The organism is Streptococcus anginosus, from assembly GCF_001697145.1.
GTDB lineage: Bacteria > Bacillota > Bacilli > Lactobacillales > Streptococcaceae > Streptococcus > Streptococcus hominis.
In genome coordinates this window covers 76,468-100,080 of the sequence record NZ_CP012719.1, presented here as the reverse complement: position 1 = coordinate 100,080, position 23,613 = coordinate 76,468, and the positions used below count along the sequence as shown (strand labels likewise).

At 39.0% G+C, this 23,613-nt stretch carries 20 protein-coding genes; 2 read left to right on the top strand and 18 right to left on the bottom strand.

Annotation, left to right across the window (positions count from 1 at the left end; translation table 11 throughout):
- Window positions 1-66: 66 nt before the first annotated feature.
- Both SanJ4206_RS00540 and SanJ4206_RS00535 read right to left on the bottom strand, forming a co-directional pair.
- Window positions 67-2,025 carry a V-type ATP synthase subunit I gene (locus SanJ4206_RS00540; protein WP_003028568.1) on the bottom strand — a complete coding sequence of 653 codons (1,959 nt, stop codon included), beginning with the start codon at window positions 2,023-2,025 and terminating at the stop codon, window positions 67-69.
- Window positions 2,015-2,338 carry a hypothetical protein gene (locus SanJ4206_RS00535; protein ID WP_022525235.1) on the bottom strand — a complete coding sequence of 108 codons (324 nt, stop codon included), beginning with the start codon at window positions 2,336-2,338 and terminating at the stop codon, window positions 2,015-2,017. Before SanJ4206_RS00535 ends, SanJ4206_RS00540 begins: the two co-directional genes overlap by 11 nt.
- A 287-nt stretch (window positions 2,339-2,625) precedes the next feature.
- On the opposite strand from SanJ4206_RS00535, the gene SanJ4206_RS00530 reads away from it, so the two are divergent.
- The gene (locus SanJ4206_RS00530; RefSeq protein ID WP_003028566.1) at window positions 2,626-3,471 is read left to right on the top strand and encodes a MurR/RpiR family transcriptional regulator; all 846 of its coding nucleotides are present in this window, start codon (window positions 2,626-2,628) and stop codon (window positions 3,469-3,471) included.
- Window positions 3,472-3,539: 68 nt separating this feature from the next.
- Here SanJ4206_RS00530 and SanJ4206_RS00525 read toward each other — a convergent pair whose 3' ends face one another.
- The 8 genes from SanJ4206_RS00525 to SanJ4206_RS00490 all read right to left on the bottom strand — a co-directional run bounded on the left by SanJ4206_RS00525 (window position 3,540) and on the right by SanJ4206_RS00490 (window position 10,447).
- Complete coding sequence (locus tag SanJ4206_RS00525) at window positions 3,540-4,424, bottom strand: ROK family protein (protein ID WP_003028565.1); 885 nt, start codon at window positions 4,422-4,424, stop codon at window positions 3,540-3,542.
- Window positions 4,425-4,441: 17 nt separating this feature from the next.
- Window positions 4,442-5,359: a dihydrodipicolinate synthase family protein gene (locus SanJ4206_RS00520; protein ID WP_003028564.1), complete on the bottom strand. Its 918-nt coding sequence runs from the start codon at window positions 5,357-5,359 to the stop codon at window positions 4,442-4,444.
- Window positions 5,360-5,384: 25 nt separating this feature from the next.
- Window positions 5,385-6,032, bottom strand: a complete 648-nt coding sequence (locus SanJ4206_RS00515) for a YesL family protein (protein ID WP_003028563.1) — start codon at window positions 6,030-6,032, stop codon at window positions 5,385-5,387.
- Between the two features lie 24 nt (window positions 6,033-6,056).
- Window positions 6,057-6,512, bottom strand: a complete 456-nt coding sequence (locus tag SanJ4206_RS00510) for a YhcH/YjgK/YiaL family protein (protein ID WP_003028561.1) — start codon at window positions 6,510-6,512, stop codon at window positions 6,057-6,059.
- Between the two features lie 13 nt (window positions 6,513-6,525).
- On the bottom strand, window positions 6,526-7,356 hold the full coding sequence (locus tag SanJ4206_RS00505; RefSeq protein ID WP_022525236.1) for a carbohydrate ABC transporter permease: 831 nt from the start codon (window positions 7,354-7,356) through the stop codon (window positions 6,526-6,528).
- Between the two features lie 16 nt (window positions 7,357-7,372).
- Entirely contained in the window at window positions 7,373-8,260 is an 888-nt protein-coding gene (locus SanJ4206_RS00500; RefSeq protein WP_003074939.1) for a carbohydrate ABC transporter permease, read from the bottom strand.
- Between the two features lie 111 nt (window positions 8,261-8,371).
- Window positions 8,372-9,697: an ABC transporter substrate-binding protein gene (locus SanJ4206_RS00495; protein WP_037596356.1), complete on the bottom strand. Its 1,326-nt coding sequence runs from the start codon at window positions 9,695-9,697 to the stop codon at window positions 8,372-8,374.
- Window positions 9,698-9,742: 45 nt separating this feature from the next.
- A complete protein-coding gene (locus tag SanJ4206_RS00490; RefSeq protein ID WP_157621995.1) occupies window positions 9,743-10,447 on the bottom strand; it encodes an N-acetylmannosamine-6-phosphate 2-epimerase in 705 nt (234 codons plus the stop codon).
- A 370-nt stretch (window positions 10,448-10,817) separates the two neighbouring features.
- Between SanJ4206_RS00490 and SanJ4206_RS00485 the strand changes: the two genes are divergently transcribed.
- A complete protein-coding gene (locus SanJ4206_RS00485; RefSeq protein WP_306806815.1) occupies window positions 10,818-10,988 on the top strand; it encodes a helix-turn-helix domain-containing protein in 171 nt (56 codons plus the stop codon).
- Between the two features lie 283 nt (window positions 10,989-11,271).
- On the opposite strand, the gene SanJ4206_RS00480 is transcribed toward SanJ4206_RS00485, so the two are convergent.
- The 8 genes from SanJ4206_RS00480 to SanJ4206_RS00445 all read right to left on the bottom strand — a co-directional run bounded on the left by SanJ4206_RS00480 (window position 11,272) and on the right by SanJ4206_RS00445 (window position 23,602).
- Window positions 11,272-12,423, bottom strand: a complete 1,152-nt coding sequence (locus SanJ4206_RS00480) for an iron-containing alcohol dehydrogenase (RefSeq protein ID WP_003028554.1) — start codon at window positions 12,421-12,423, stop codon at window positions 11,272-11,274.
- 423 nt (window positions 12,424-12,846) lie between these two features.
- Window positions 12,847-15,498: a bifunctional acetaldehyde-CoA/alcohol dehydrogenase gene (gene adhE, locus SanJ4206_RS00475; RefSeq protein ID WP_003028552.1), complete on the bottom strand. Its 2,652-nt coding sequence runs from the start codon at window positions 15,496-15,498 to the stop codon at window positions 12,847-12,849.
- 363 nt (window positions 15,499-15,861) lie between these two features.
- Window positions 15,862-17,679: an acyltransferase family protein gene (locus SanJ4206_RS00470; RefSeq protein WP_003028551.1), complete on the bottom strand. Its 1,818-nt coding sequence runs from the start codon at window positions 17,677-17,679 to the stop codon at window positions 15,862-15,864.
- Window positions 17,669-18,082, bottom strand: coding sequence for an MORN repeat-containing protein (locus SanJ4206_RS00465; protein WP_157621994.1), 414 nt, complete (start codon window positions 18,080-18,082; stop codon window positions 17,669-17,671). The genes SanJ4206_RS00470 and SanJ4206_RS00465 overlap by 11 nt, the downstream gene beginning before the upstream one ends.
- An 8-nt stretch (window positions 18,083-18,090) precedes the next feature.
- Window positions 18,091-18,519, bottom strand: coding sequence for a low molecular weight protein-tyrosine-phosphatase (locus SanJ4206_RS00460; RefSeq protein ID WP_003040862.1), 429 nt, complete (start codon window positions 18,517-18,519; stop codon window positions 18,091-18,093).
- A gap of 185 nt (window positions 18,520-18,704) precedes the next feature.
- The gene (locus SanJ4206_RS00455; protein WP_003028548.1) at window positions 18,705-19,550 is read right to left on the bottom strand and encodes a class C sortase; all 846 of its coding nucleotides are present in this window, start codon (window positions 19,548-19,550) and stop codon (window positions 18,705-18,707) included.
- Window positions 19,551-19,637: 87 nt separating this feature from the next.
- Window positions 19,638-21,101, bottom strand: a complete 1,464-nt coding sequence (locus tag SanJ4206_RS00450) for a SpaH/EbpB family LPXTG-anchored major pilin (protein WP_003028547.1) — start codon at window positions 21,099-21,101, stop codon at window positions 19,638-19,640.
- A 53-nt stretch (window positions 21,102-21,154) separates the two neighbouring features.
- Window positions 21,155-23,602, bottom strand: a complete 2,448-nt coding sequence (locus tag SanJ4206_RS00445; protein ID WP_003028546.1) for an Sgo0707 family adhesin — start codon at window positions 23,600-23,602, stop codon at window positions 21,155-21,157.
- Window positions 23,603-23,613 lie beyond the last annotated feature (11 nt).

Sequence of the window (23,613 nt, the reverse complement as noted above, 5' to 3'; positions counted from 1 at the left end):
ATTTATTTAGTAATTTTGTCAATGACATAAAACTTCTAGCTGAGTTGTTAAAATAATTTCGCTGTGCTATTTTTTGTAGCGGACATATTTCTCTGCTGGCTTCAAAGGTTTAAAAGCTTTTCCGCCACCGTCGTAGAATTTCCCAAAAAATTCAACAAAAATCAAACGCGCTCCGTGCACATAGCCTGATAAAAAGGAGAGAAACATATTGATACCGTGGAGGGCGAGAAACAGCACAATCCCAATACTAAAGCGAGCAAAAGGCGGAAAGAGACTAACAATTAAGTTAAAGGCTGAGCCAATGCTTGCACCAGCAAGCCCCAAAGCCATGAGTCGCGTAAAGCTCACCAAATCTCCCACATAGCTGCTGATATTGTATAGATTAAACAGTGCAGAACCCAAACCTTTCAAACTCCTAGCACTGATAATAGAAACCAGTACAATGCCCACAGCATTTACAATAGCCAGCCATTGCCCGATAAAGCCGACCATAGCAAGAGTTGGGAACAGTCGCCCCGCTGCTAGCAAAGCCAGACCAATGAGAATCAGCATCCACGCAAAACCTGAATTATAAGCTGCCGCATAATCCTTCATGCGAATGTTCTTTTTGCCACTGAGAAACAGTCCTGTCATGACTGTTACAAAGCCAATCACGACCGAAATAATCAAAATGGTTATCACATCTGTGCTGGTATCAATGAGCGCAAAAGGCAATTTGAAGCCAAAGAAAGAACCATAAATCACTCCCCAGAGTGCAACACCGATTCCTAAAATTCTAAAAAAGCGTAAATTCTTTGCTAGACTTGGCTTAACATATAAAGTCTTCAAAGCCCAAGTCGTTCCGCCAAAGAGCAACAGACCATAGCCAATATCAGCTGCCATCATGCCAAAAAAGATAAAGTAGAAGACCGAAACCACGGGCGTTGGATCTTTATCTTCGTATTTCGGCAGCGAATACATCTCTGTCACCAGCTCAAAGGGCTCAATCAGAGCATTATTTTTAAGTTTTGTCGGGACTCGCTGTCGATCAGCTGCCTCCATTTCATGGATTTGAAGCAAGACAGCCCCACCAAATTGTTGCGCAAGACCCATTTTCAAATCTTCTATCTGCTCTTGCTCAATCCAGCCTTCTAAAGCAACCAAATTCTGCGTACTGGCAAGATCTCCCTTGCTTTCTTGGCGAGAAGTAAGATTCAAAATATAGTCCAACTGAAGTTTGAGCTGTTGCAGTTCCTTGCTGGAAGCTGCAAGCTGCGTTTGCATTGAGCTGATAACCGTTTCTTGTTCCTTTATCGTTTCTTTTAACGATGTCAAGCGCTCACTAGGCAATTCTTCAAAGGGATATTCAAAAGGTTTGAAACCAAGCTCTGTCAAGAATGCTTGCATTTCCTTAGCTGTTTCTGCTTTACATAGCACAAGAATTCCACTTTCTGTGGTACTGGTGAAAATCTCTTGGACTTCCAGATTAGGATAGTCCCGTAATCGAGCATTTAGCTGATTGTTCTCACTGCTTGGAATGCTTCCCACAAACGCACGAAGGTGTTTAAAATGCTTAAGTGCTGACGGCGTAACGGCTAAACTTGCCCATTTTTCTAGCTCTGCCACATCTGACTGAGCTCTTTCTTTAACTTCCTGCGCTCTTGTCAACGATTGAAATTGTTGTTGAATGTTAGCAAGAAGCGCTTCTTCATCACGCGCCTGCCCTGCTTCTTCTAGACTTACAAAGGTTGTTTCCAAAGGAGCTTCCTTCAACGACTCCAGTAATTTCTTCTTTGGCACAAACGCTTGCAAACGTTCAATCATATTTGCAAGTTTTTCCTGCCGCCGAGTCAAAGTTTGAAGATGTTCCGAGAAAGACTTATCAGGATTCCACACTAACTTTTGCTCGAAAGCTCCCTGCCAAGTTTCTTTTGTCTGCAAGTTTTGAATTTCAACCGACTGGAGATTTTGCAAATAGGAGAGGACATCATCCAACAAATCTTTTGGCAATAGCAGCGACAACTCCTGCATTTGACTAATGGCCATATTTTTCTACCACCCTGTCCACAATCATTTGTAGCAGCACTTCTTTTTTATTTGACAAAGCCGCTTGGGCTTTTTCTTCGTTCTCTTGTCTCGTTTGCTCTAAATCCTGTGTTAAGACAGCTAACTCTCGTTCAGAGCGCTCCTTTAACTCGGTCACCAATCGCTCTTTCTCTTCGTCGTAAGATTGCCCTAGCTGTTTCAGATTACTAGCCGCTTGCTCTCGCAATTCCTGAATTTGACTTTTATAGCCCGCCAACACTTCATCTGCTGCTTGCTCAATTTCCTGCATTTGCTCAAGAGTAGCATTCGTCATATCTCGCACCTCCTTTTGACACAATAGGTGTAACGCTTTCTTGTGTAAATTATAACACATTTTCAAATCATTCGTCACAGAGTTTTATTTCTTTTCTAGGTAGATGAACATTTTTTATATTGTATTTTCCACTCTATCAGTTTATATTTCCTGCTTATTTACGTGTTTCCTAACTACCTGTTCTGAAAAGCTCCCTCCTACTTAATTCCCCTTAAAAATGTTATAATACAATTATACTCTTAAAACAGTTGTTCTATAACTATCACCAGCAAAGAAAGTGACCTCTTATGGAAAATACGCAGCATATCTTAACAACGATTGAAAGCCACTTTGATAGCATGACCGACTTAGAAAAGCGGATTGCCAACTACTTTTTGAGCCCTTCTAGCATCTATGACGATCTCTCTTCTCAAAAAGTTGCGCAAGCTCTCTACATCTCTCAAGCAGCCTTGACACGCTTTGCAAAGAAATGCGGATTTAAAGGCTACAGAGAGTTTAATTTTCAATACCTTCATCAATTGCAAGAAAACGCGGAACAGGACGAGAAAGTACAAAATGACTTATCTCGTAGAGTGCTACGAAACTATGCTCAAATCCGTCAACAAACTGAGGAATTGGTTGACGAAGACAAACTGCTGCGCGTTGCCAATCTCATCGAAGCAGCTGACCGCGTCTATTTCTTTGGGACGGGAAGCTCTGGTCTTGTCGCACGCGATATGAAACTGCGCTTCATGCGGCTTGGTGTTGTCTGCGAAGCGTTGACAGATCAAGACGGTTTTGCTTGGACAACCAGTATCCTAGATGAAAATTGCTTGGTTATTGGATTTTCTTTGTCCGGAGGAACGCAATCTATCATCAACAGTCTCATCGACGCTCAAGCAATGGGTGCGAAAACGGTGTTAGTAACAGGACACCCCAACAAAGTCAAAGAAACCTTTACTGAAATCATCACTGTTGCCATTCAAAGCAAACCAGAGTATATCTTACGCATCTCAGCACAGTTTCCTATGCTACTTATGATTGACCTCCTTTATGCCTTTTTCCTAGAAATTGACCGGGAAAAGAAGGAAAAAATCTTCAACAGCTTTTGGGAAAATCAAAAATTAAACGGCTATTACAGGCGACACAAATAAGGGATCAAATAAAAATGAGCATCTCCTCACCAAAGGATTTGCTCATTTTCATTATAGAAGGCTTTTCGTTAATGATGTTTATTTTTAAAGTGATAATAAGCTCCAAACATCCCTGCAGCATTTTGATGATGAGCAAAAGCGAGCTTGGTTTTTTCAGCAATACTTGGTACCAGACAAGCTTTCATAGCAGTCTCAATTCGAGGACGAAGAATGGCCTCTTGACCCATAATGCCGCCACCTAAGATCACCACTTCTGGATTGACCACATAGCAAATATTCGCAATCCCTTGCCCCAAATAGTTGACCATGCGGTCGATTCCTTGGATACAACGTGCATTTCCTTCGGTCGCTTCTTTGAAAATGCGGCGTCCATTCCACATAGTAGGATCTTCTCCGTGAAGCTCTGCTACATAGTTGACCATGGCAGTCGTTGAAGCCACATCTTGGAAAGCACCGTCTGGCAGATACACATAACCGACTTCACAGGCCGAATTACTAAAACCGTGGAAAACCTGACCGTCCACCAGCAAGCAACCACCGATACCCGTTCCAATCGTCAAACAAATCGCAATGCTCGCTCCCTTGCCGCTGCCTGACATAACTTCCGCCAAGCCAGCACAATTGACATCATTTTCAATCTCACAAGGAACGGCAAATGTTTCTTCTACCACTTTCTTGAACTGAGTACCAGCATAATTTGGAATCTGAGGGCCAGCATAAAAGATTTCTCCTTTATCTGGATCGACCATTCCGGCTGAGGAGATACAAACCCCAGCAACTGGAATTTGTTCTAAATAACGTGCTACAATTCCCTTTACCTTGTGTAAAATTTCTGGACCGCCCTTATGAGCCTCTGTTGGGATTTCATGCGCTTCCAGCAAGGTGTCGGTATCATCAATCAGACCATATTTGATATTTGTTCCACCAATATCAATGGCAATATATTTCCCCATAATCCACCTCTTTTTTATTACAAGAACGTTTCCTTAGCTACACGAATCAAGCGAGCTGCTTCTTCTACAATCGGACGATCCGCGTCTGTCACTGGTGTTAATGGAGAACGGACAGAACCGATATTCAGATTTTCATTGATTTTCAAGACTTCCTTGATGACAGAATACATATTTCCATGAGCAGCAGTTAATTTTCCGATAATAGTGTTGATGGTAAATTGTAATTCTTTTGCTCTCTCCAATTCTTTGTCGGCAATCAATTGGTTGAGCTTTAAGAAAAGCTCTGGCATTGCTCCATACGTTCCGCCGATACCTGCTCTTGCTCCCATCAGGCGACCACCTAAGAACTGTTCATCTGGACCATTAAAGACGAGGTGGTCTTCTCCACCAAGTGCTGCAAAGGTTTGAATGTCTTGGACAGGCATGGAAGAGTTCTTCACACCAATCACGCATTCATTTTTGAGCATTTCTGTATAGAGACTCGGCGTCAGAGCTACACCTGCCAACTGCGGAATATTGTAAATCACGAAGTCTATTTGTGGCGCAGCTGCGCTAATATCGTTCCAATATTGGGCAACCGAGTATTCTGGCAAGCGGAAGTAAATCGGCGGAATAGCCGCAATAGCATCTACTCCCAAACTTTTTGCATGGCGTGCCAATTCCACACTATCCTTAGTGTTGTTGCAAGCGACGTGGGCAATAATCGTTAGTTTCCCTTTTGCCACCGCCATGACTTCTTCCAAAATCAATTTCCTATCGGCAACGCTTTGATAGATACACTCCCCCGACGAGCCATTGACATACAAGCCCTGAACTCCTTTTTTGAGGAAATATTCTACCAAAGCCCGCACACGCTCCGGACTAATCTCACCTTGGTCATCATAGCAGGCATAAAAGGCCGGAATGACCCCTTCGTATTTTTTTAAATCTCTCATATTTTATTCTCCAATTTGATTGATTTTATCGTTTGTACTTATTAAAAATAGTTTCCATGATGGGCAATTGCAAAAATCCTAAGGCTGCAAAACCGACTAATACAAAAAGAGTAAAGCCTAGTAGCAACACAAATCCTGAACTAGAGAGGAAAAAGATGATTGCAGCTAATAAGGCTATCATCAAAAAAAACCACGGGAAATGCAAACTCACCATGATAAGACCCGTTTGCAACATATCTTTTATCGTCATTTCAAACTTAACTGCCAAAGGATAGATACATAAAAACAGCAAACTAGTAAAAATGATGACACCGATACAAGTTGCTTTTAACATTTGAAATGGTAGCGTCTCTTGTCGCCAAAAGAGCATGAGGTCAAATAGACTGATACCTACAATCAGCAACTCTAGCAAACCGAGTTTGAAACCAATTTTCCAGTTTTTTCTAAAAGCCTGCACATAGGTTGCTGTGACTTTTACGCGACGCGAATCTTTGATGACAAACAAAGTCTGATACAAGCTCATCTTTGCAATACCAATCGTAACAATTGGCAAGCAGGACAGCAAAAAGAGCAAGTTCACAGTCACCAAATCTAATATTTTCTCACATATTCTCATAAAGAAATTATCTGTATCAAAAATACTTTGTATTAGCTGAGAACCTCTCTTTTCCATGACTCTACCTCCTCGTTAGTTATTTCAATCGTTGAGCAAAACCTTTACGACACATTTTTTGACCTTATCACCTTTAGCAGCAAACCTATTGGGCTGATGCGGCTCATTGGGTAAAAATAGAACAAAATTCTGTTTATCCAAATAAAATGGAAGAGATTGCTCACAAGTCACAAAGCCAATGTCCTTCTTTTTATCATACGGTTTTCTCACTTCTTTTACCCTGTTGCCATATCGAATGATTTCATGCCCTGCTAAAAGCAAATGCAAGTCTAGATAATGGTGATGAAATTCAAAATCATCTGTCGTGTCAGAACACAATTCATTTTCCTGTACAAACAGAAATACTTTTTCTCCGTCAATCTCATACCGTCCCGAATCATAATCGTTTACATCGTGCGTCAGGAGATAATCAATGGCGCAATCTAAATTCTCATGGATACCTTTGTAGTGGGCGAGATTTTCTAATTCATCGAAAATCATTTGGTCGGCCTCCTTATCCTTTCACAGCTCCCATGGTAATACCTTGCGTGAAGGATTTTTGGAATATTAAGAAGACAGCTACAATCGGAACAGCTGCCATAGCAGCACCAGCCATAATCAAACCGTAGTTGGTCGCCATTTCAGCTTGCATTGTTGCCACCCCAAGTGAAATAGTCAGATTCTGACGCGATGTCAGCATGACCAATTGCATAAAGTAGTCATTCCATGTATTGATAAAGGTAAAAATAGCAAGAGCGGCAAAACCTGGTTTCACAATTGGAAAAGCAACATTCCAAAAAGTACGAATCTCACCACAGCCGTCCATCTTAGCAGATTCCAACAATTCTGTTGGGATATTTTCGCTAAATTGCTTCATGAGAAAGACCCCAAAAGGCCAGCCGACAAGAGGCAAAATAACTGCAGCTAGTGTATCATGAATTCCCATAAAGTTGACAATACGAACCAAAGGAACCAGCACAACTTGCTTAGGCAAAGCCATAGCAGCGATAAAGGTCGCAAAAAGAATACGTTGCCCATAAAAACGCTTCTTGGCCAAAACATAACCTGCTAAAGAAGAGGTAATGCAGACCAAAAACATGGTTGCTAGCGAGATAAAGACACTATTCCACATCCATTGCAGGGCTGGATTTTGCACCATCAGCTGTTGGAAATTTTCTAATGTTGGCATCTTAGGCCACCATTGAGGTGGAATGACAATCGTATCTGGCTGCGATTTGAAAGCCCCTGTTAAAATCCAATAGAAAGGAAAAACAAAGAGAACGGTCAACACCAAGAGAATAATCGTTGAAATTACCGTAAAGGCACTCATTTTTTTCTGTTTCATCTTGTCTCTCCTTTCTTTAATATTCGACATCATTTCCAAGAATCTTGAATTGGGCAAAGCTAATCAAAGCAATCATGACAGCTAAAAATACTCCCATGGTATTAGCATAACCATATTCAGATAACTTGAAGGCTTTTTCATACAGGTAATACATCAATGTACTGGTTGAATAGTTTGGCCCTCCAGATGTCAACAGCTGAATCAAGGCAAAACATTGGAAAGAGTTAATCGTAGTAATAATCGCAATATAGAGCGTTGTCGGAAGTAAGCTCGGCCATTTAATCTTCCAGAAAACTTGCAGTTCTGTCGCTCCATCAACACGCGCAGCCTCCACCAATGAATTGTCAATGTTTCCCATAGCAGCAATATAGAGAATAATGGGTTGTCCGACAGAAGTTGTCAGCAAAATCACAATAATCGCCATTAAAGCCCAATGCTTATCTCCTAGCCAGGAAATGTTTTGATTGATGACATGCCCTGACTTTAGTACAAAGTTTAAAATCCCTGACAGCGGGTCGTAAATCCATTTCCATACAACGGTTACCGCTACACTCCCTGTTACCACTGGCAGGAAGAAGACAAACCGATAAAATGACCGTGCAATCGCATTCTGACTATAGGTTTGAGAAGCCACAAACAAAGAGAACAACACAACAATTGGTACCGAACCAATAACAATAATCACCGTATTAATGAGAGATTTAATAAAGACTGGATCTTTAAACATTCGTGAGTAATTGTCCAATCCAACGAATGAAAAGGATGTCATAGAATAATTAAAGAAACTCGTTACAAATCCCATCACCATCGGTGCCAATACAAAGACAATAAAGAATAATAGAACTGGTGCCAAAAAAGCATAGGAAATCACCGTTTCTCTCATTCTTATTTTATTCACTTTCACATTCAACACCTCATTTAGCTAGAGGAGATACTGACCTCCTCTTTTTGATAAAAAATTCCCTTTTCCTATTTTATGAAACCAACAACAGAAAAAGGGAAATCGTTACATTATTTATTTTTTACTTTTTTTAATGGTTTCATTTGCTTTTTCTGTAAAGGTCTTCAAAGCAGATTCAACTTTTTCATCGCCATTTGAAACAGATTGCAACATTGGGAACCAGAGTGTTCTCATTTCTGCAAATCCATCAATCGTATTGTAATATGGTGAATAATATTTTGTCCAAGTGCTGATTGTTTCCATCCGTTTGTCATTATACAATTTTCCAAATGAGGAACGAACTGGGAAGGCACCTGTACGAACAACATTTTTTGGCCCCCACTTTTTATCATCCGCAATAAATTTGACAAACTTTTTAGCAGCTTCTACTTTCTTTTTATCTTTATTGTTAAAGATACCAAAACCATTTACAAGGTATTCCAAAGCTGGTTTTCCGTTATCTGATGGGAATGGCACTTCCACAACTTCGACACCACTAGCTTTCAAGAGTTTAGCTTGGATGCCTTTTTGCGCAGGTGCCCAAAGAACAGTATAAGAAGTTTGCCCATTTGCAAAGTTTTGAATATCTGCTCCACCATCGAATTGAGATCCGTTTGTCATCAAACCATCTTTAATCCAGCTCACTGCTTTGTTCAAACCTTTGACAAAGTTTGGACTGTCCGTTGTATATTTTGTCACTTTATCATCTGTTACAGAACCACCATAAAGATTTGAAATGAAAGCACGTGTACCTTGGTCACCACCTTGACCATTACTGAAGAGTGAGCCAGGAGTATACCCTTTAGCTTTCAATGCTTTTAATACTTTTTCGAAGTCAGCAGTTGTCCAGCCCTCTTTAACAAGGTCTAACACACCAGCTTCTTTTAGCATTTTCTTGTTCAATGCCATGTAAAATGGCGCAGAGCTAATTGGATACATATAGGCTTTGTCACCAGCTTTGCTGGCCTGAATGATTTGATTGTTATTGACATCTTTGACAAAATCATTTGTAAAGAGATCGTTCAATTCTGCCAATTTACCATTTTTACCATATTGAATGATCCGGCCCGGTGCGTCAAAGAGGACATCTGGTGCTGTTCCTGCTTCAATCGCAGTTGTAATTTTTTCTGGACCAGATTTGAAATCAATTGTTTCTAGTTTCACTTTAATATCTGGATTGGCTTTTTCAAATGCTTTGATAATTTCTTTTTCATAAGTTCCAACACCATCGTTTGCTTTTTCTTGCGTGAAGACTGGGAAAGCCCACCAAGTAATCTCTGTCTTACCAGAAGAATTACCTGAATCAGCCGACTTGTTTGAACCACCTGAATTTCCACATGCTGCCAAAGATAAAATTGCAGCTCCTGCAACTAACGAACAAAGTATTTTCTTCATCCTCATATTGTTTCTCCTTTTATTGTCATCCTTTTTAGGATAAAATTGTTCCTACTTTTCACTTACTGCTGCAACAAAACGCTCTGTAATTTCTTTTGGACGCGTAATGGCACCACCTACTACAATTCCTCTAACACCTAAGTCATGAATCGTTTTAGCTTCACTTGGATAATGAATTTTTCCTTCCGCGATAACATCCAAACCTGCATCACATAAATTTTTTATCAGATCAAAATCCGGCCCCTCACCTTGCAAACTATAAGAAGTGTAGCCCGACAAAGTTGTCCCTACAAAGTCCACACCCGCTTCTACCGCAGCAGCTCCCTCTTCAAAGGTACTCACATCTGCCATGAACAATTGATGAGGATATTTCTCCTTCACTTGCTTGATGAAATCCGCAATCTTTAAACCATCAAAACGCTCCCGCTTTGTACAATCAAAAGCAATCACTTCAATATCCAGAGTTGCTAGTTCATCAATTTCTCGCATCGTTGCGGTAATAAATGGCTCTTGAGGTGGATAATCCCGCTTGATAATGCCGATGATCGGCAACGAAGTAACCTCTTTAATTTCCTTAATATCCCGAACACTATTAGCTCGAATGCCAACAGCTCCTCCTTGTTCAGCCGCTTTCACCAAAAGGGGAATAATCCCACCTGCTTCAGTATATAGCGGTTCGTGTGGCAAGGCTTGACAGGAAACAATGATGCCATTTTTTATTTTGGCAATCAGCTCGTCTTTTGTCATTTGTGCCATAGACAGCCTTCTCCTTTGCTATTGTAGATCGATTTTTAAAGCGCTTTCAATCTCACGATGTTATTATAACTATTTTTTGAAGCGCTTTCAACAATATCTGAGATTTTGGTTCTAATTTCTAATAACAATTACTTTTCTCTTAAATCTTGAAAGTAGTTTCAACCAGAACGATAGCTCTGTTAACATGACGCTATAATCATTGCGGATTGCCTATGAGGTATACAAAGACTGCATCTATGCGAATGCTATCTCCCCCCCCCCCCAAGAATTGTCTAGAATGGAGACCCTATAATAGAATTAGCAAGGGGGAATGCTTTTTTCAGGAGTATCATCCAGAGTCGCTTTTGAATAAAAGTTTAAAATTTTCTCAGTGCTGGTGTTCTTTTCGGTATTGTCCTGGCGTCCGTCTAAACATCTTCTCCTATCTACACGTATGCCAATTTACGAGGTAGCACAAAGTGTTGGATTTTCAAATAAAACTTACTTTTATGACAAATATCGTACCTATTTTGGACATTCCCCAAAAGACGAACGCAAATAAAAGGCAGAGACAATATTATCCCTGCCTTATTTTATAATAGCAAAAAGCTTTTGACATAGTAGCTAATATCTAAATACTTCTTTAAAGTTACAGCAAAGCAAACCACTCCTTAGTCATTTTTCAAGCTTAGATGAGTATTTTTGACGAAAACTGCGTTTCTCTTCATTCACCACTTTGACAGCCCGAGAGGCTATTGAACAACTTTGCGAAGTTGAAACTACTGACTAAAAATTTTCAAATATTAGTTCTATCTCGCTTTTTTATTTTTACGACAAATCAGCGCTTAAAACAACTCTTTGTAAAGAGCAATCGTTTCTTCTAAGGTTGGCATAAATGGATTTCCTGGTGCACAAGCATCAATGAGTGCATTTTTAGAAAGGTATTCAAAGTCAAATTCCTCTTCTTTAATGTCCAGTTCTGTCAATTTTTTCGGAATGCCCACAGTTGCTGATAATTTTTCAATTTCAGAAATGGCATAATCAGCGCATTCTTTATCACTTTTACCTTCCGTATGGAGACCAAGAGCTTTTGCAACATTTCGGAATGCTTCTGGCACACGTTTCGCATTTTCACGCTCTACAACTGGTAAAAGCATGGCACAGCAAACACCGTGAGGAAGATTGTAAACTGCTCCAAGTTGATGAGCCATAGAGTGTACATAACCTAGCCCAGCATTATTAAAGGCCATACCACCTAGGAAAATCGCATTAACCATAGCTTCGCGTGCTTCAATGTCATGGCCATTTTCAACAGCACGAGGTAAAAATTCTTTAATTAACTCAATTGCACCAATAGACAATTTTTTCGTCACATTATACGCACCTGGTGTTACCAAAGCTTCAACCGCATGTGTAAGAGCATCCATACCTGTTGCAGCTGTCAAAGCTTTTGGTTTTGAAATCATCAATTCTGGATCATTTACTGACAGGAGCGCAAGGCTATTCTTATCAACCATAACCATTTTTACTTTACGCTCTTCATCAGTAATAACATAGTTAATCGTGATTTCAGCTGATGTTCCTGCTGTCGTATTGATTGCTACAACCGGCAAGCCTTTTTCCTTTGATTTGTGAACGCCTTCGTAATCTTGCGGACGCCCGCCATTCGTTGCAAGAATTGAAATACTACTTGCAGCATCTTGTGGCGAACCACCACCAAGTGAAATAATAAAATCACAATTATTATCTTGCAAAACAGCTAAACCGTCTTCAACATTTTTTACAGTTGGATTTGGCTCAACATCACTAAAAACGACATACTCAATACCTTCCTTATCAAGTGGTGCAGTTACCTTAGGTAAAATGTCACTACTTGCAATATAATGGTCTGTCACCAAGAGAGCTTTCTTATACCCCAACTCTTTGATATGACCACCTATTTCATTAATCACACCACAACCAATAAGATTAACTGATGGAACATAAAATACTGACATTATATTTCCTCCTTATTTTTATAAATATCATCTATTTTAGAAACCGTTTACACAATTATATTATAACACTCATAATGCTTTAACATCAACTTTTCATTATTTTAGTATCAAATTTACAGATTCAAAACTTATCAGTCTATTATGATATTTTAGGGAAAAGAGAAGTATAAGATTTTCTGTATCCACAATGACATCGTCCCTATCAAATACCAACAATTGAAACATGACCGCCCTCCTTTTTTCACAACTAGTTTACAGGAAAACGCATACAATATCAAGCAAGAGAAAGAACACTCTCTCCAAATAGAAAAATCTCCCTACAAAAGCAGGGAGATGGTGACTGATAAACTGATTTATGTCTAAAAATCTGAATACATTGTCTGTACAATGACGAACGATTCAAATTAGAACAAACTTTACTGTCTATTTACGACGTCCTGGACGTTCTGCATAGCCATAGTAGGCATCAGCCATAATTTCTTCCATGTCAGTAACTATTGGCAAGCGTGGATTTGCTGGTGAACATTGGTCTTCATAAGCAAGAACGGCAATATCATGTAAGCTATCTTTCCAAGTTTTTTCATCAATACCTTGATCTTTAAAGTTCATCTTGATGCCAACCGCTACACCAAGGTCATAAACAGCTTTGGCATACGCTTCAACCGCTTCTTCTGGTGTTGAGCAAGGAAGACCTAGCATACGAGCAATATCTTGGAATTTTTCATCAGCTTTCCAGTAGTTGTACTTAGGCCATGTTGTAGTTTTAGATGGACGAGTTCCATTGTAACGGATAACATAAGGAAGTAAAATAGCATTTGTACGTCCGTGAATGGTGTGGTGAACAGCACCAATCTTATGCGCCATTGAGTGACTCATTCCAAGGAAGGCATTTGCAAAGGCCATACCAGCCATTGTAGAGGCATTGTGCATCTTTTCACGGGCTTCTGGGTCAGCCGTTTTTACAGATTTTTCCAAGTATTTAAAGACCAACTTAATAGTTTGAAGGGCAATACCATCTGTATAGTCATTAGCAAAGTTTGAAGTATAGGCTTCTGTAACGTGAGTTAGAACATCCATACCTGTGTCGGCAGCAATAAATGCTGGAACAGATTCTACCAAAGCAGGGTCAACAATTGCAATAGTTGGTGTCAATGCATAGTCAGTGATTGGGTATTTACGATTATTTGCCTTATCAGAAATAACTGCAAACGGTGTTACTTCTGAACCTGTACCAGATGTTGTTGGAATACCGATATATTGTGCTTTCTTACCAAGTGATGGGAATTTGAAGGCACGTTTACGGATATCCATGAATTTTTGAACGAGGTCACCGAAGTCAACGTCTGGCTGTTCATAGAACATCCACATACCTTTAGCCGCATCCATTGGTGAGCCACCACCAAGGGCAATGATAGTATCTGGTTCAAACGAGCGCATTACTTCAACACCACGACGAACTGTTGTGATATCTGGATCTGGTTCAACATCTGAGAAGACTTGAATCGTGACTTTGTTTTTACGAAGATTCAATTGGTCAATCACACGTTGTACAAAACCGAGTTTTTCAATTGATTTATCGGTAACAATCATGACACGTTCGATACCTTCGCAAGTTTGAAGGTATTGGATTGCGTTACGTTCGAAGTAGATTTTTGAAGGAACTTTAAACCATTGCATATTATTTCTACGTTTCCCTACTTTCTTGATGTTAAGAAGGTTGATAGCTGATACGTTATCACCAACTGAGTTGTGTCCGTATGAACCACATCCAAGTGTTAATGATGGAATGAAGGCGTTATATACATCACCGATACCACCAAAGGTAGATGGAGAGTTCCATATGATACGCATTGCCTTTATTTCCGTACCGAAACGTTTTGCAAGAGCTTCGTCTTTTGTATGGATAGCAGCTGAGTGTCCTAGACCATTAAATTCAACCATTTGACGAGCTTTTTTAAGTCCATCTTCAGTATCTTCAGCTTTCAAAACCGCAATAACAGGTGATAATTTTTCACGAGTCAATGGTTCTTTAATTCCAACTTCTGCACATTCAGCAGCCAAGATATTTGTACCTTCTGGTACTTTGAATCCTGCTTGCTCAGCAATCCATGTAGCTGGTTTACCAACAATATTTGGATTCAATTTTGCACCAGCGCAGTTCTTGCTGTTGGCTTTTGCACCAAAACAAAATTCTTCCAAAAGCGCTTTTTCTTTCTTGCTGACAAAGTAAGTATGGTAAGATTTGAATTCTGTTACAAATTCATCATAGATTTCTTTATCAATGATCACAGCTTGCTCAGATGCACAGACCATACCATTATCAAATGATTTGGACATCACGATATCATGTGCTGCTTGGCGGATATTTGCTGATTTTTCAACGTAAGCTGGAACGTTACCAGCACCAACTCCAAGAGCAGGTTTGCCACATGAATAAGCAGCTTTTACCATGGCGTTCCCACCAGTCGCAAGGATTGTTGCAATACCTTCGTGGTTCATCAAAGCTGTTGTTGCTTCCATAGATGGCTGTGTAATCCATTGAACACAGTTTTCAGGTGCACCTGCTGCAATCGCTGCATCACGTACGATTTGTGCCGCATGAGCAGAAGATTCTTGAGCAGATGGATGGAAAGCAAAGATAATTGGATTCCGCGTTTTCAATGAAATCAATGATTTGAAAATCGCTGTTGAAGTTGGGTTGGTCGTTGGAGTGATTCCGCAGATTACTCCGACCGGTTCAGCAATTTTCGTTAAACCTGTAATAGGATCATCTTCAATCACACCAACAGTTTTAACACCACGCATATTGTTAACAACGTGTTCGCAGGCAAAAAGGTTTTTTGTTGCTTTGTCTTCAAAGACACCGCGACCTGTTTCTTTAACAGCATGTTCTGCTAAGATACCATGTGCATCAAGAGCAGCAACTGAAGCTTTTGCAACAATGTAGTCTACTTGTTCTTGATTTAATTTTCTCATTTCTTCCAGAGCAACTAGCCCTTTTTGAACAAGTTCGTCAACATGCTTTTCAGCAGCTAACTTTTTTTCTTCGGGAGTTAATGTTTTTTTATCAGCCATGTGTTCCTCCAATGGTTTTTAGGATTTTTATAAACCCTTTGTTAAATTTTTCACAAGATTATTATACCTTATTTTTTTTCTCTTGTAAACAGTTTCATGCAAACTTCACAAACTTTTTCTTTTATATTGTGAAGTTATTTCAAAACATGAGTTTTCTATTATATTTAAAAACATTGTTTGTGAATTTTAAAACATAAAATTATATATTTCACATACTTTTTCAAGATTTCCTAAAACAAAAGTTATGTAAAAAAGAGCATTTTTGCCATGTATTCCTCCACCCTCGTTCTACCCTACTATCCTTTTTACAGTACACAAAAGTCATGAATCGCAAGGCAATCCATGACTTCTAATTATTTACTATTATTTCTTCACCGTTCCTTTTTTCACAGCTTCATCAATGGCTTGTTTAACGGTTTGTGCATAGAGCTCACCGCCCTTGGTGATTGTTGTTGTCTCCGAGCCAAAGTGCACATAGTCAGTTCCGTACCAAATTTCTGGGTGTTCGATAGCAGTTTGATACCAATCTGCTACAAAGACATAATCGTATTTTTTCGCCAATTCCAATTCATACTGACGGGTTTTGAATGCCAGGCTAGAAGCATTATGTGCTGTGCGACCATCATACGGCGTCACTAAAACCAAACGATGTCCTTTCGGTAGTTTCTCAATAAATTGATTGAGCAAACTTTCGTAGTTATCAACCGTATTGGTTCCCAAGGCTAAGACCACTGTTTCCAGAAGCACCTTGTTTGAAATATCAGTTTGATAGACTTGCAAGCCCGATTCTAAGTTTCGACTGACTGCTGCATCCACTTGAATTTCCGGCATAGCCTGCTTGAGCCATTCACTTGCTCGCAAAGCTACCGAATCTCCGATAACGGTTGTACCCTTTGCTACGTTGTATTGACTGGCACTCACATTATCAGCTTGGGTACGAGTGATCTGCATTTTACTGTCAGCTTGATTTAACCCATTGACGAGCAAATTTTCTTCAAAAGCACCAATTTTCGGAGCAGTCACGATCATGACCAAAGCGACCAGTGTTAATGGAATCAAACTATAAAATACAGGCGTTGTGATTTGCTTGATGTCCATCTTCAAGCCAAATACTTTTGGCTCTCTACCTGCTAATGTCGGCTCTAACAGATAGAAAGAGAAAGCAGACAAGGCAAAGGAAAGCACGGTTGTCAATAGAACTGCCCATCCATTGCCCATCAATTGGGAAAAGATGATGTAAAACGGCCAATGGAACAAATACACGCCGTAACTCGTATCTGCAATAAATGTGATAACAGGCGGCTCATCAACATGCGACGTTTTATCATGAAGCACACGTGTTGCCAAAATCATCACGACTGAAAATACCGTTGCCAAAAGGAAACCAAACAGATAAGTCAATAAATTATCAAATCTCAAGAGGAACGTTAGTAACAGCAAAGCTGCAAAACTACCACCAAGTAAATAGAAGGTCTTTTTTAAATCAAGCGCCTGCTCCATTTTACGAAAAGGTGCTCCCAAATCACTCACACCCGAAAGTGTCGCTAAAATACTTCCTGCAAAAAACGGGAAGATATGCGTGAAACTTGAAAAGTAAATCACAGAAAAGTTTGAAGAGAAGAAACTTCTGACAAACATAGAGAGAAAACTAATCAAGAACAAAGCAGATGATAAAAGAAAGATAATACCACGAAATTGCCCAATGGTTTTACTTTTCTTCGCTAAATACCATGTTGCCAAGCCCCACAAGATATAGTAGTGCATCTCCAAAGCCAAGCTCCATGTGTGCACAAAGAGATGTTGGATAAATTGACTCTCGTAATTTCCACCAGACAAAATTTCATAAAAATTTGTCACAAAGCCAAGCGTAGCAGCGATTTGCATCCCAATATCAGCCACAAAATCCTTCCGAATCAGCAAGGTAAAGGGCATGATAAGCAAAATCATAAAGACAAGCGGTGGCACAATCCGATAAAAGCGACGTCTCAAGAATCCTTTAACATCAATGTCTTTGTCTCTGGCAAATTCATCAATCAAGAGAGATGTAATCAAAAAGCCTGAGAAAGTGAAGAAAATATCCACACCAATAAAACCGCCAGGAAAAGCTTTCTGGAAGAAATGATAGAGCAGAACTAGGAGTAATCCTGTAATCCTCACTAATGAAAACCATTTAATGCGCATTTTGATAAATCCCCTGTTTAAACTTTCCCTTGTAGACAACATTATTTTCTGTTGTTAATTTGCCTTGCCCTTCAGGCTGTCCATTCACAAAGTTGCCTTCATACTTCCAACCAGCTTTAGCTATAAAGGTTCCTTTCCCATTAAAAGTACCGTTCTTAAAATTACCTTTATAAGTATCCCCATTTTTAAAGGTTAAGGTTCCTTGACCATTCATTTTACCACGAACAAGGCTGCCATTATATTTGAGTGCTCCTTTATCCAAGGTCAATGCCCCTTGACTGGGAATACCTGATGTAAAAGCCACCATCGCTGATAGGACAATAACCGTTACTGCTAGCAATTCCAAGTTATGCCTTGTGAGATAAATTTTGTACTTTTCGTAAAATTCTTTTAATGTATCCATTCTCTCCACTAATCTTCGCTCTTCACGCGCTCAATCCATTTCTGACAACCTGCCAAAATAAGCCGATAAGTCTCGTCAAAATCACCTGTGTACCAAGGATCTGGCACACTTCTCTCTTCAAATTGAAATACTTTCTCCAGATATTTTCCCGGTGCAATTTTCCTCAAATCTTGAAAATTGGATTTATCCATTCCGATAATATAATCAAAGTCTACAAAATCCTGCTGTGAAATTTGTTGAGAAGTTTTGCTTTTGTCATAAGGAATGGCATATTTTTTAAAAATCGCCTGCGTTCCAGAGTGGATTGGATTGCCATGCTCCCAGTCTGAAGTCGCCCGACTTTCAACATAAACATCATCTGTCAAATCTTTCATCACAAACTCTGCCATCGGACTGCGACAGATATTTCCCAAGCAAACAAACACAATTTTCTTCATAGCATAGACCTCTTTACTATTATAACAAAATCTAAAAAAATAGGAATTTAAACCCTTGAGATTTTTTTGAAAAACTTCATTTTTCAATTTAGAAACTGTTATCTTCGTATACAAATAAAAAGATTGAGAACGAATTGTCCTCAATCTCAAATTGCGCATATAATTATTAGTGAATCAACGACACTCTAAGTTGACCGTCTGCTGCGCCTGCCTTTTCTCACTTTTCGAGAATGAAATCCCCAGCCAACCACCACTAAAAGCAACACAACACTACTCCCCATGATTTGCCAAAAATCGTTACTTGATTCTGTTTTATGATTTTTTATTGTTTTTGGAGTAACTACTCGATGACCTCTTACCAACAATCGATGAGTATTCACACCATAAGGCGTACAGGTAACAAGGGTACAGTAATCCTGATTTGGATCAATCTTCAAGGCTGAAATCTCTTCTGGTTTAACTGTCAAAATTTGATCCACTTTATAAGTTAAAGTTTTACCTAATACATGAATCATAAACCTATCGCCATTTTTCAAATGGTTAAGATTAGTAAATAGATTAGCAGAGGGCAAACCACGATGTCCAGAAATAACAGAGTGCGTCCCTTTCCCACCTACTGGAAATGAAGTCCCAGGGATATGCCCAATTGCTATTTCTAAAATAGCTTCATCAGTCCCATGATAGATAGGCATAGTCGTCTTTAGCTTAGGAATCTCAACATAAGCCATAATGCCCGTACCTGTGACATCCAAGATATGATTATACGTTTCTATTTCGGACTTTGTCAGATTTAAAAGGGGGGTTACTCCTGTCGCTAAAGTTTTATTATAAGCATGAGCAGCAGATAGCATTTCCTCTTCTTTACTCTGCTTCATATCTGCTACATGATGCTTATAAGATGCGATTGCTTCCGACTGATGATAAGAATTCCAGATATTGCTAAGTGTAGGATATAGGAGTAATGATAACCCACTTAACAAGATGATAACTAATATAAAAGTAATAAAGTGTTTTTTAATAAAAGTAATCATGTTAAATGAGTTCCCCTTGTATAGCAAATAAAAGAGATAGAAGCAATTTGTCCATCTCTTTTGCTTGAGTCTGTCTCAAACTCTAAATCATTTTGTATTCATACGCTTTCTTACGATAAGCAAAGCACCTGAACCAAGAACTAAGATTGTTCCAACAGCATAAAGAATTGTTGTCCCAATGCTACCTGTTGACGGGAGGATTGAACCTTTTTTATTGACAACATTTGCGGTCAATGAGCCATCAGTGATATTGCTAGTAAATGTTAGCTTATTCGTAGAAGTTGCTGTAGCCGTTAAAGATTTCAAGGTTGGATTATCAGATGTGCGATCCATTTCAGCAGAAATTTTAAATTCTACGTCTGCAATCGTATTATATCCAGCAGGAGTTTGGGTTTCAGAAAGTTTATAATCACCTGCGCTGAGTCCTTTAAAAGTAAAGGTCGTTGTTTCTCCAGCGGCAATTTCTGTTACTTTCGTATACTTTCCAGTAGCATCTTTCTTATAAAGTGTGAAACCTGCACCTTTCAAAGGAGTTTGTTTATCTTGGTCAACTTTATTGATAACTACTTGATAAGTAAAGACAACAACTTTATCTTTTGGCGTTTCACCTTTGCTACCACCACCTGTACTATTTGGGTCATTTGAATAAATCAAACTAGCTGTATTTGAATTTCCAGTTGAACCAATCACAGCTTGGTCGTTTAATTTTGCAGTATAACGAACGACGATTTTAGAATCTTTTGTAATGGTAACAGCTTGCCCTTTGTCATCTGTCGTAACAGTCTTCAAATCGTTGATTGTATAACTTGCACCATTTGAATCAATAGTAAACTGACTTGTAACTTCTTGTTCATTATTACTATTGATAACATAAACTTTCGCATCTTTATTATAAGTCAAACCTGCCGATAAAGTATCATTAAATGAAAGATGATATTCTTTATAAGAGTCGTAGTTACTTGGCAGCGTTGCAGTTAATTGGAATGGAACAGAAGCTCCAATAGCATAATCAACTGCATCATGGTAGCCATTTGTATCTTGCACTTTTTTCTCGATAGTTGGAACATCAGCCTTTAGATTTGCTTGTGTATCTTTCACAACTTCTAAAATGAAGCGTGTGTATGAGCTAGCTTTTCCATCTTGAGAACCACTTTTGTCTTTAATCAAGTAGTAACCAGCAGCCAAGCCTGAAAAAGTAGTTGTTCCAGCTGTACTCGTTACTGTAGCAGCAGGATTTTGTAAATATGGAGCAACATCTTGAGCAAATTTTTGAGCTTCTGCAGCATCTTTTGCTTTTCCATCTAAGCTCTCTGCCTTGACACTCGCATCGCCAAGAGCAGTTTGCCCGGCAGCACTAACTCCTGATCCCCATTTAATGTTAGAAAGAGTGCTTCCAGACAAATCACCAGCAAAAATTTGGTAGGCTTCATAAGTATGTCCAGTAGTTGTTCCATTTAAAGTGACTGTATAGCTATCCGCTAAAACTTTACCACCAGTGAAGACGGCTAGTACAGCAGCTAGGGCCGCTAAAATATATTTTATGTGTTTCATTTTTTCTCCTTTTATTAACCTTACAATAGCAACTTTAATGATTTACTATGTGTCTATCCGTTAACTTTTCGTTTATGATAGAAACGGTAAGTCAACACAGCAACTGCACCTACTACCAAAGCTGAACCTAGCATTAGATAGATCCCAATGCCTGTTCCTCCAGTTCTTGGCAAACTATATTGCTTAGGAGTTGGATTTTTAGTTGTATTCGTTTTTACAGTGTTATTTCCAGTAATGACTTGAGCAGTGTTTTCAATTTTATCTTGATCAACTTTGTCATCAACTTTAACCTTGAATTTCACTGTCCAGGTTTCATTTGCAGCTACATTCTTAGTCCAAGTAACTTTACCGTCCGCATAAGTTCCAGCATTATCTGCCGAATTTTCAACATAGGTTGTGTGTTCAGGGATTGCATCCGTAATAGTGACATCCTGAGCTTGTCCTGTTGTATTTTGATAAGTTACAGTATATGTCAATTCCTGTCCACGTTTTACTTCTTGACCATCAATGCTAGTGCCCTTAGTATCCAAGACATCTTTGACTGGTTTTTTAGGAGTTGGATTATGGGTTGGATTTGTATCAATTTTTTGTAGACCATCATCCACATGTCCTGTATTTTCTATAGCTTTACCATTTACATCATCATTAACTTTTACTTGGAAAGTCACTTTTAAAGTAGTGTCTTTAGCAACCGTTTTTTTCCATGTCAATTTCCCGTCTGCATAGACACCATCATTATCTGCGGAGCCATTAACATAAGTTGTTGATTTTGGAATTGTATCTGTAATAGTTACTTCACGATCGCTATCCGTCGTATTTGTATAACTAATTGTATAAGTTAAAACATCGCCAGGCTTAACGCTTTGACCATTAATACTAGTCCCGGCTGTATCGGTAACATCCTTTACTGGTTTAGCATACTCTTCAATCACCCAAATTCCGATAAAATGAGCATCCTTGTTGTTAATGACTTCTGATTCTTTGTCGTAGCCTTTAAAGACCCAATTTCCTTCTGGTACACTGACTTTTTGGATATTATTCTTTGGTGGGTCAGGTGTAACCGTTGTTCCATTTGGAATATCTAATTGAGCCGGTGGAAGTAAATCCAAAACAGATTGCGGTAGTTCTTTACCTAGTGTTCCGCTTCGATATTCGTGTGTTTTCTTAAAAAGTACCTGTGTTTTAACCGTATTAGAGTGGGACGGAACATTATCTAGAATTTGTTCAGCTCGATTTTCAATATCTGAACCATTTTGCTCAATTTTACTATTAGTTACCGTCTTATAAGTGATAACATAATTTTTACCACCGTTCCCTTTAGCTAGATACTTAGCTGCTGGAGTCACCGTGACAGTTTGTCCAGAAACATCTACAGTATAATCCTCTCCTTCTATTAATGTCTTACCATCTAAAACAACACTTAAACTTTTAAAATCGAGCCGTTCATCAAAGGTGTCTGCCATCTTCATACTATCCAGATTCCCAATCAAGTCAACCCCTGGAACTGGAGCAGTATAATTTACTGTATAATTAATCTCTTGCCCAGACTTAGCAGTCACTTTTTCAGTACTGACTGTTTTAACAGGTGGAGCCGCGGGTACTTCAGTATAAATCCCAAAGAGACCTCCGCAACTTGCAGTTGTTCCATAGGAAAATGTCACTGTATTGTTAACTGACCGTACTGCAAGACCTGTTTTATTATGTTCGTACCAGTCACCGCTTGTTCCATTAGGATCAGTAGGGGTCCAAGTAATATTACCTCCAGACGCTACTTCTGCCAAGTTGTTGGCATTATTGGTTACTATCTTTGCAATAGTACTAGTAGCATTTTCCAATGTAAAAGATTCTTTAAGGGTTTGTCCATGGATATTACTGATGACATCAATATCAGATGGTGTCATAACTAATTTTAAATCACAGGGGGTTCCATCTTGATATCGCAACTCAGCAGTAACATTAGCGTTGATCCAGTAAGATTGATAGATATCATGTGTCACCGTTGGATGATTTGGATAAATATAATCCATAATTTGAATGGATTTTGTGCCCCAATTTTCATCTACCGTTAAGAAAGGAACTACTGTTTTTGATGAGTTATTATAGTCAGCATTCTTTTCAGCTAGATTAGCTGTAACATTATTAACCTTAACGTAGACATCAACCACTTTACCATAAACAATACCAGCATTTTTAAATCGTAGTGTTATCGTATTTGGAAAAGACTGGCTATTTTGATTCTTATCTACCTTCAAAGAAAAAACTGTGCTTTCTTTCCAAGAGCCATTAGCAGGAACAACATCCTTAACTACAGCTGCATTCTGGTTAAGGACTTCCATATTATCCTGTCTCAAAGTAAATTGGTACAAGTTTATCTTAGATAAATCTGTGTCGTCTTTAATCCGCGAAATTGCCATAGTATTCTTCGCAGAAAAAACCAACAAAAGAAAACTGAAAACCGCTATGGCTGTCATAGCAATTCTTTTTCCTATTGACTTGAACATGAACTTTGTCT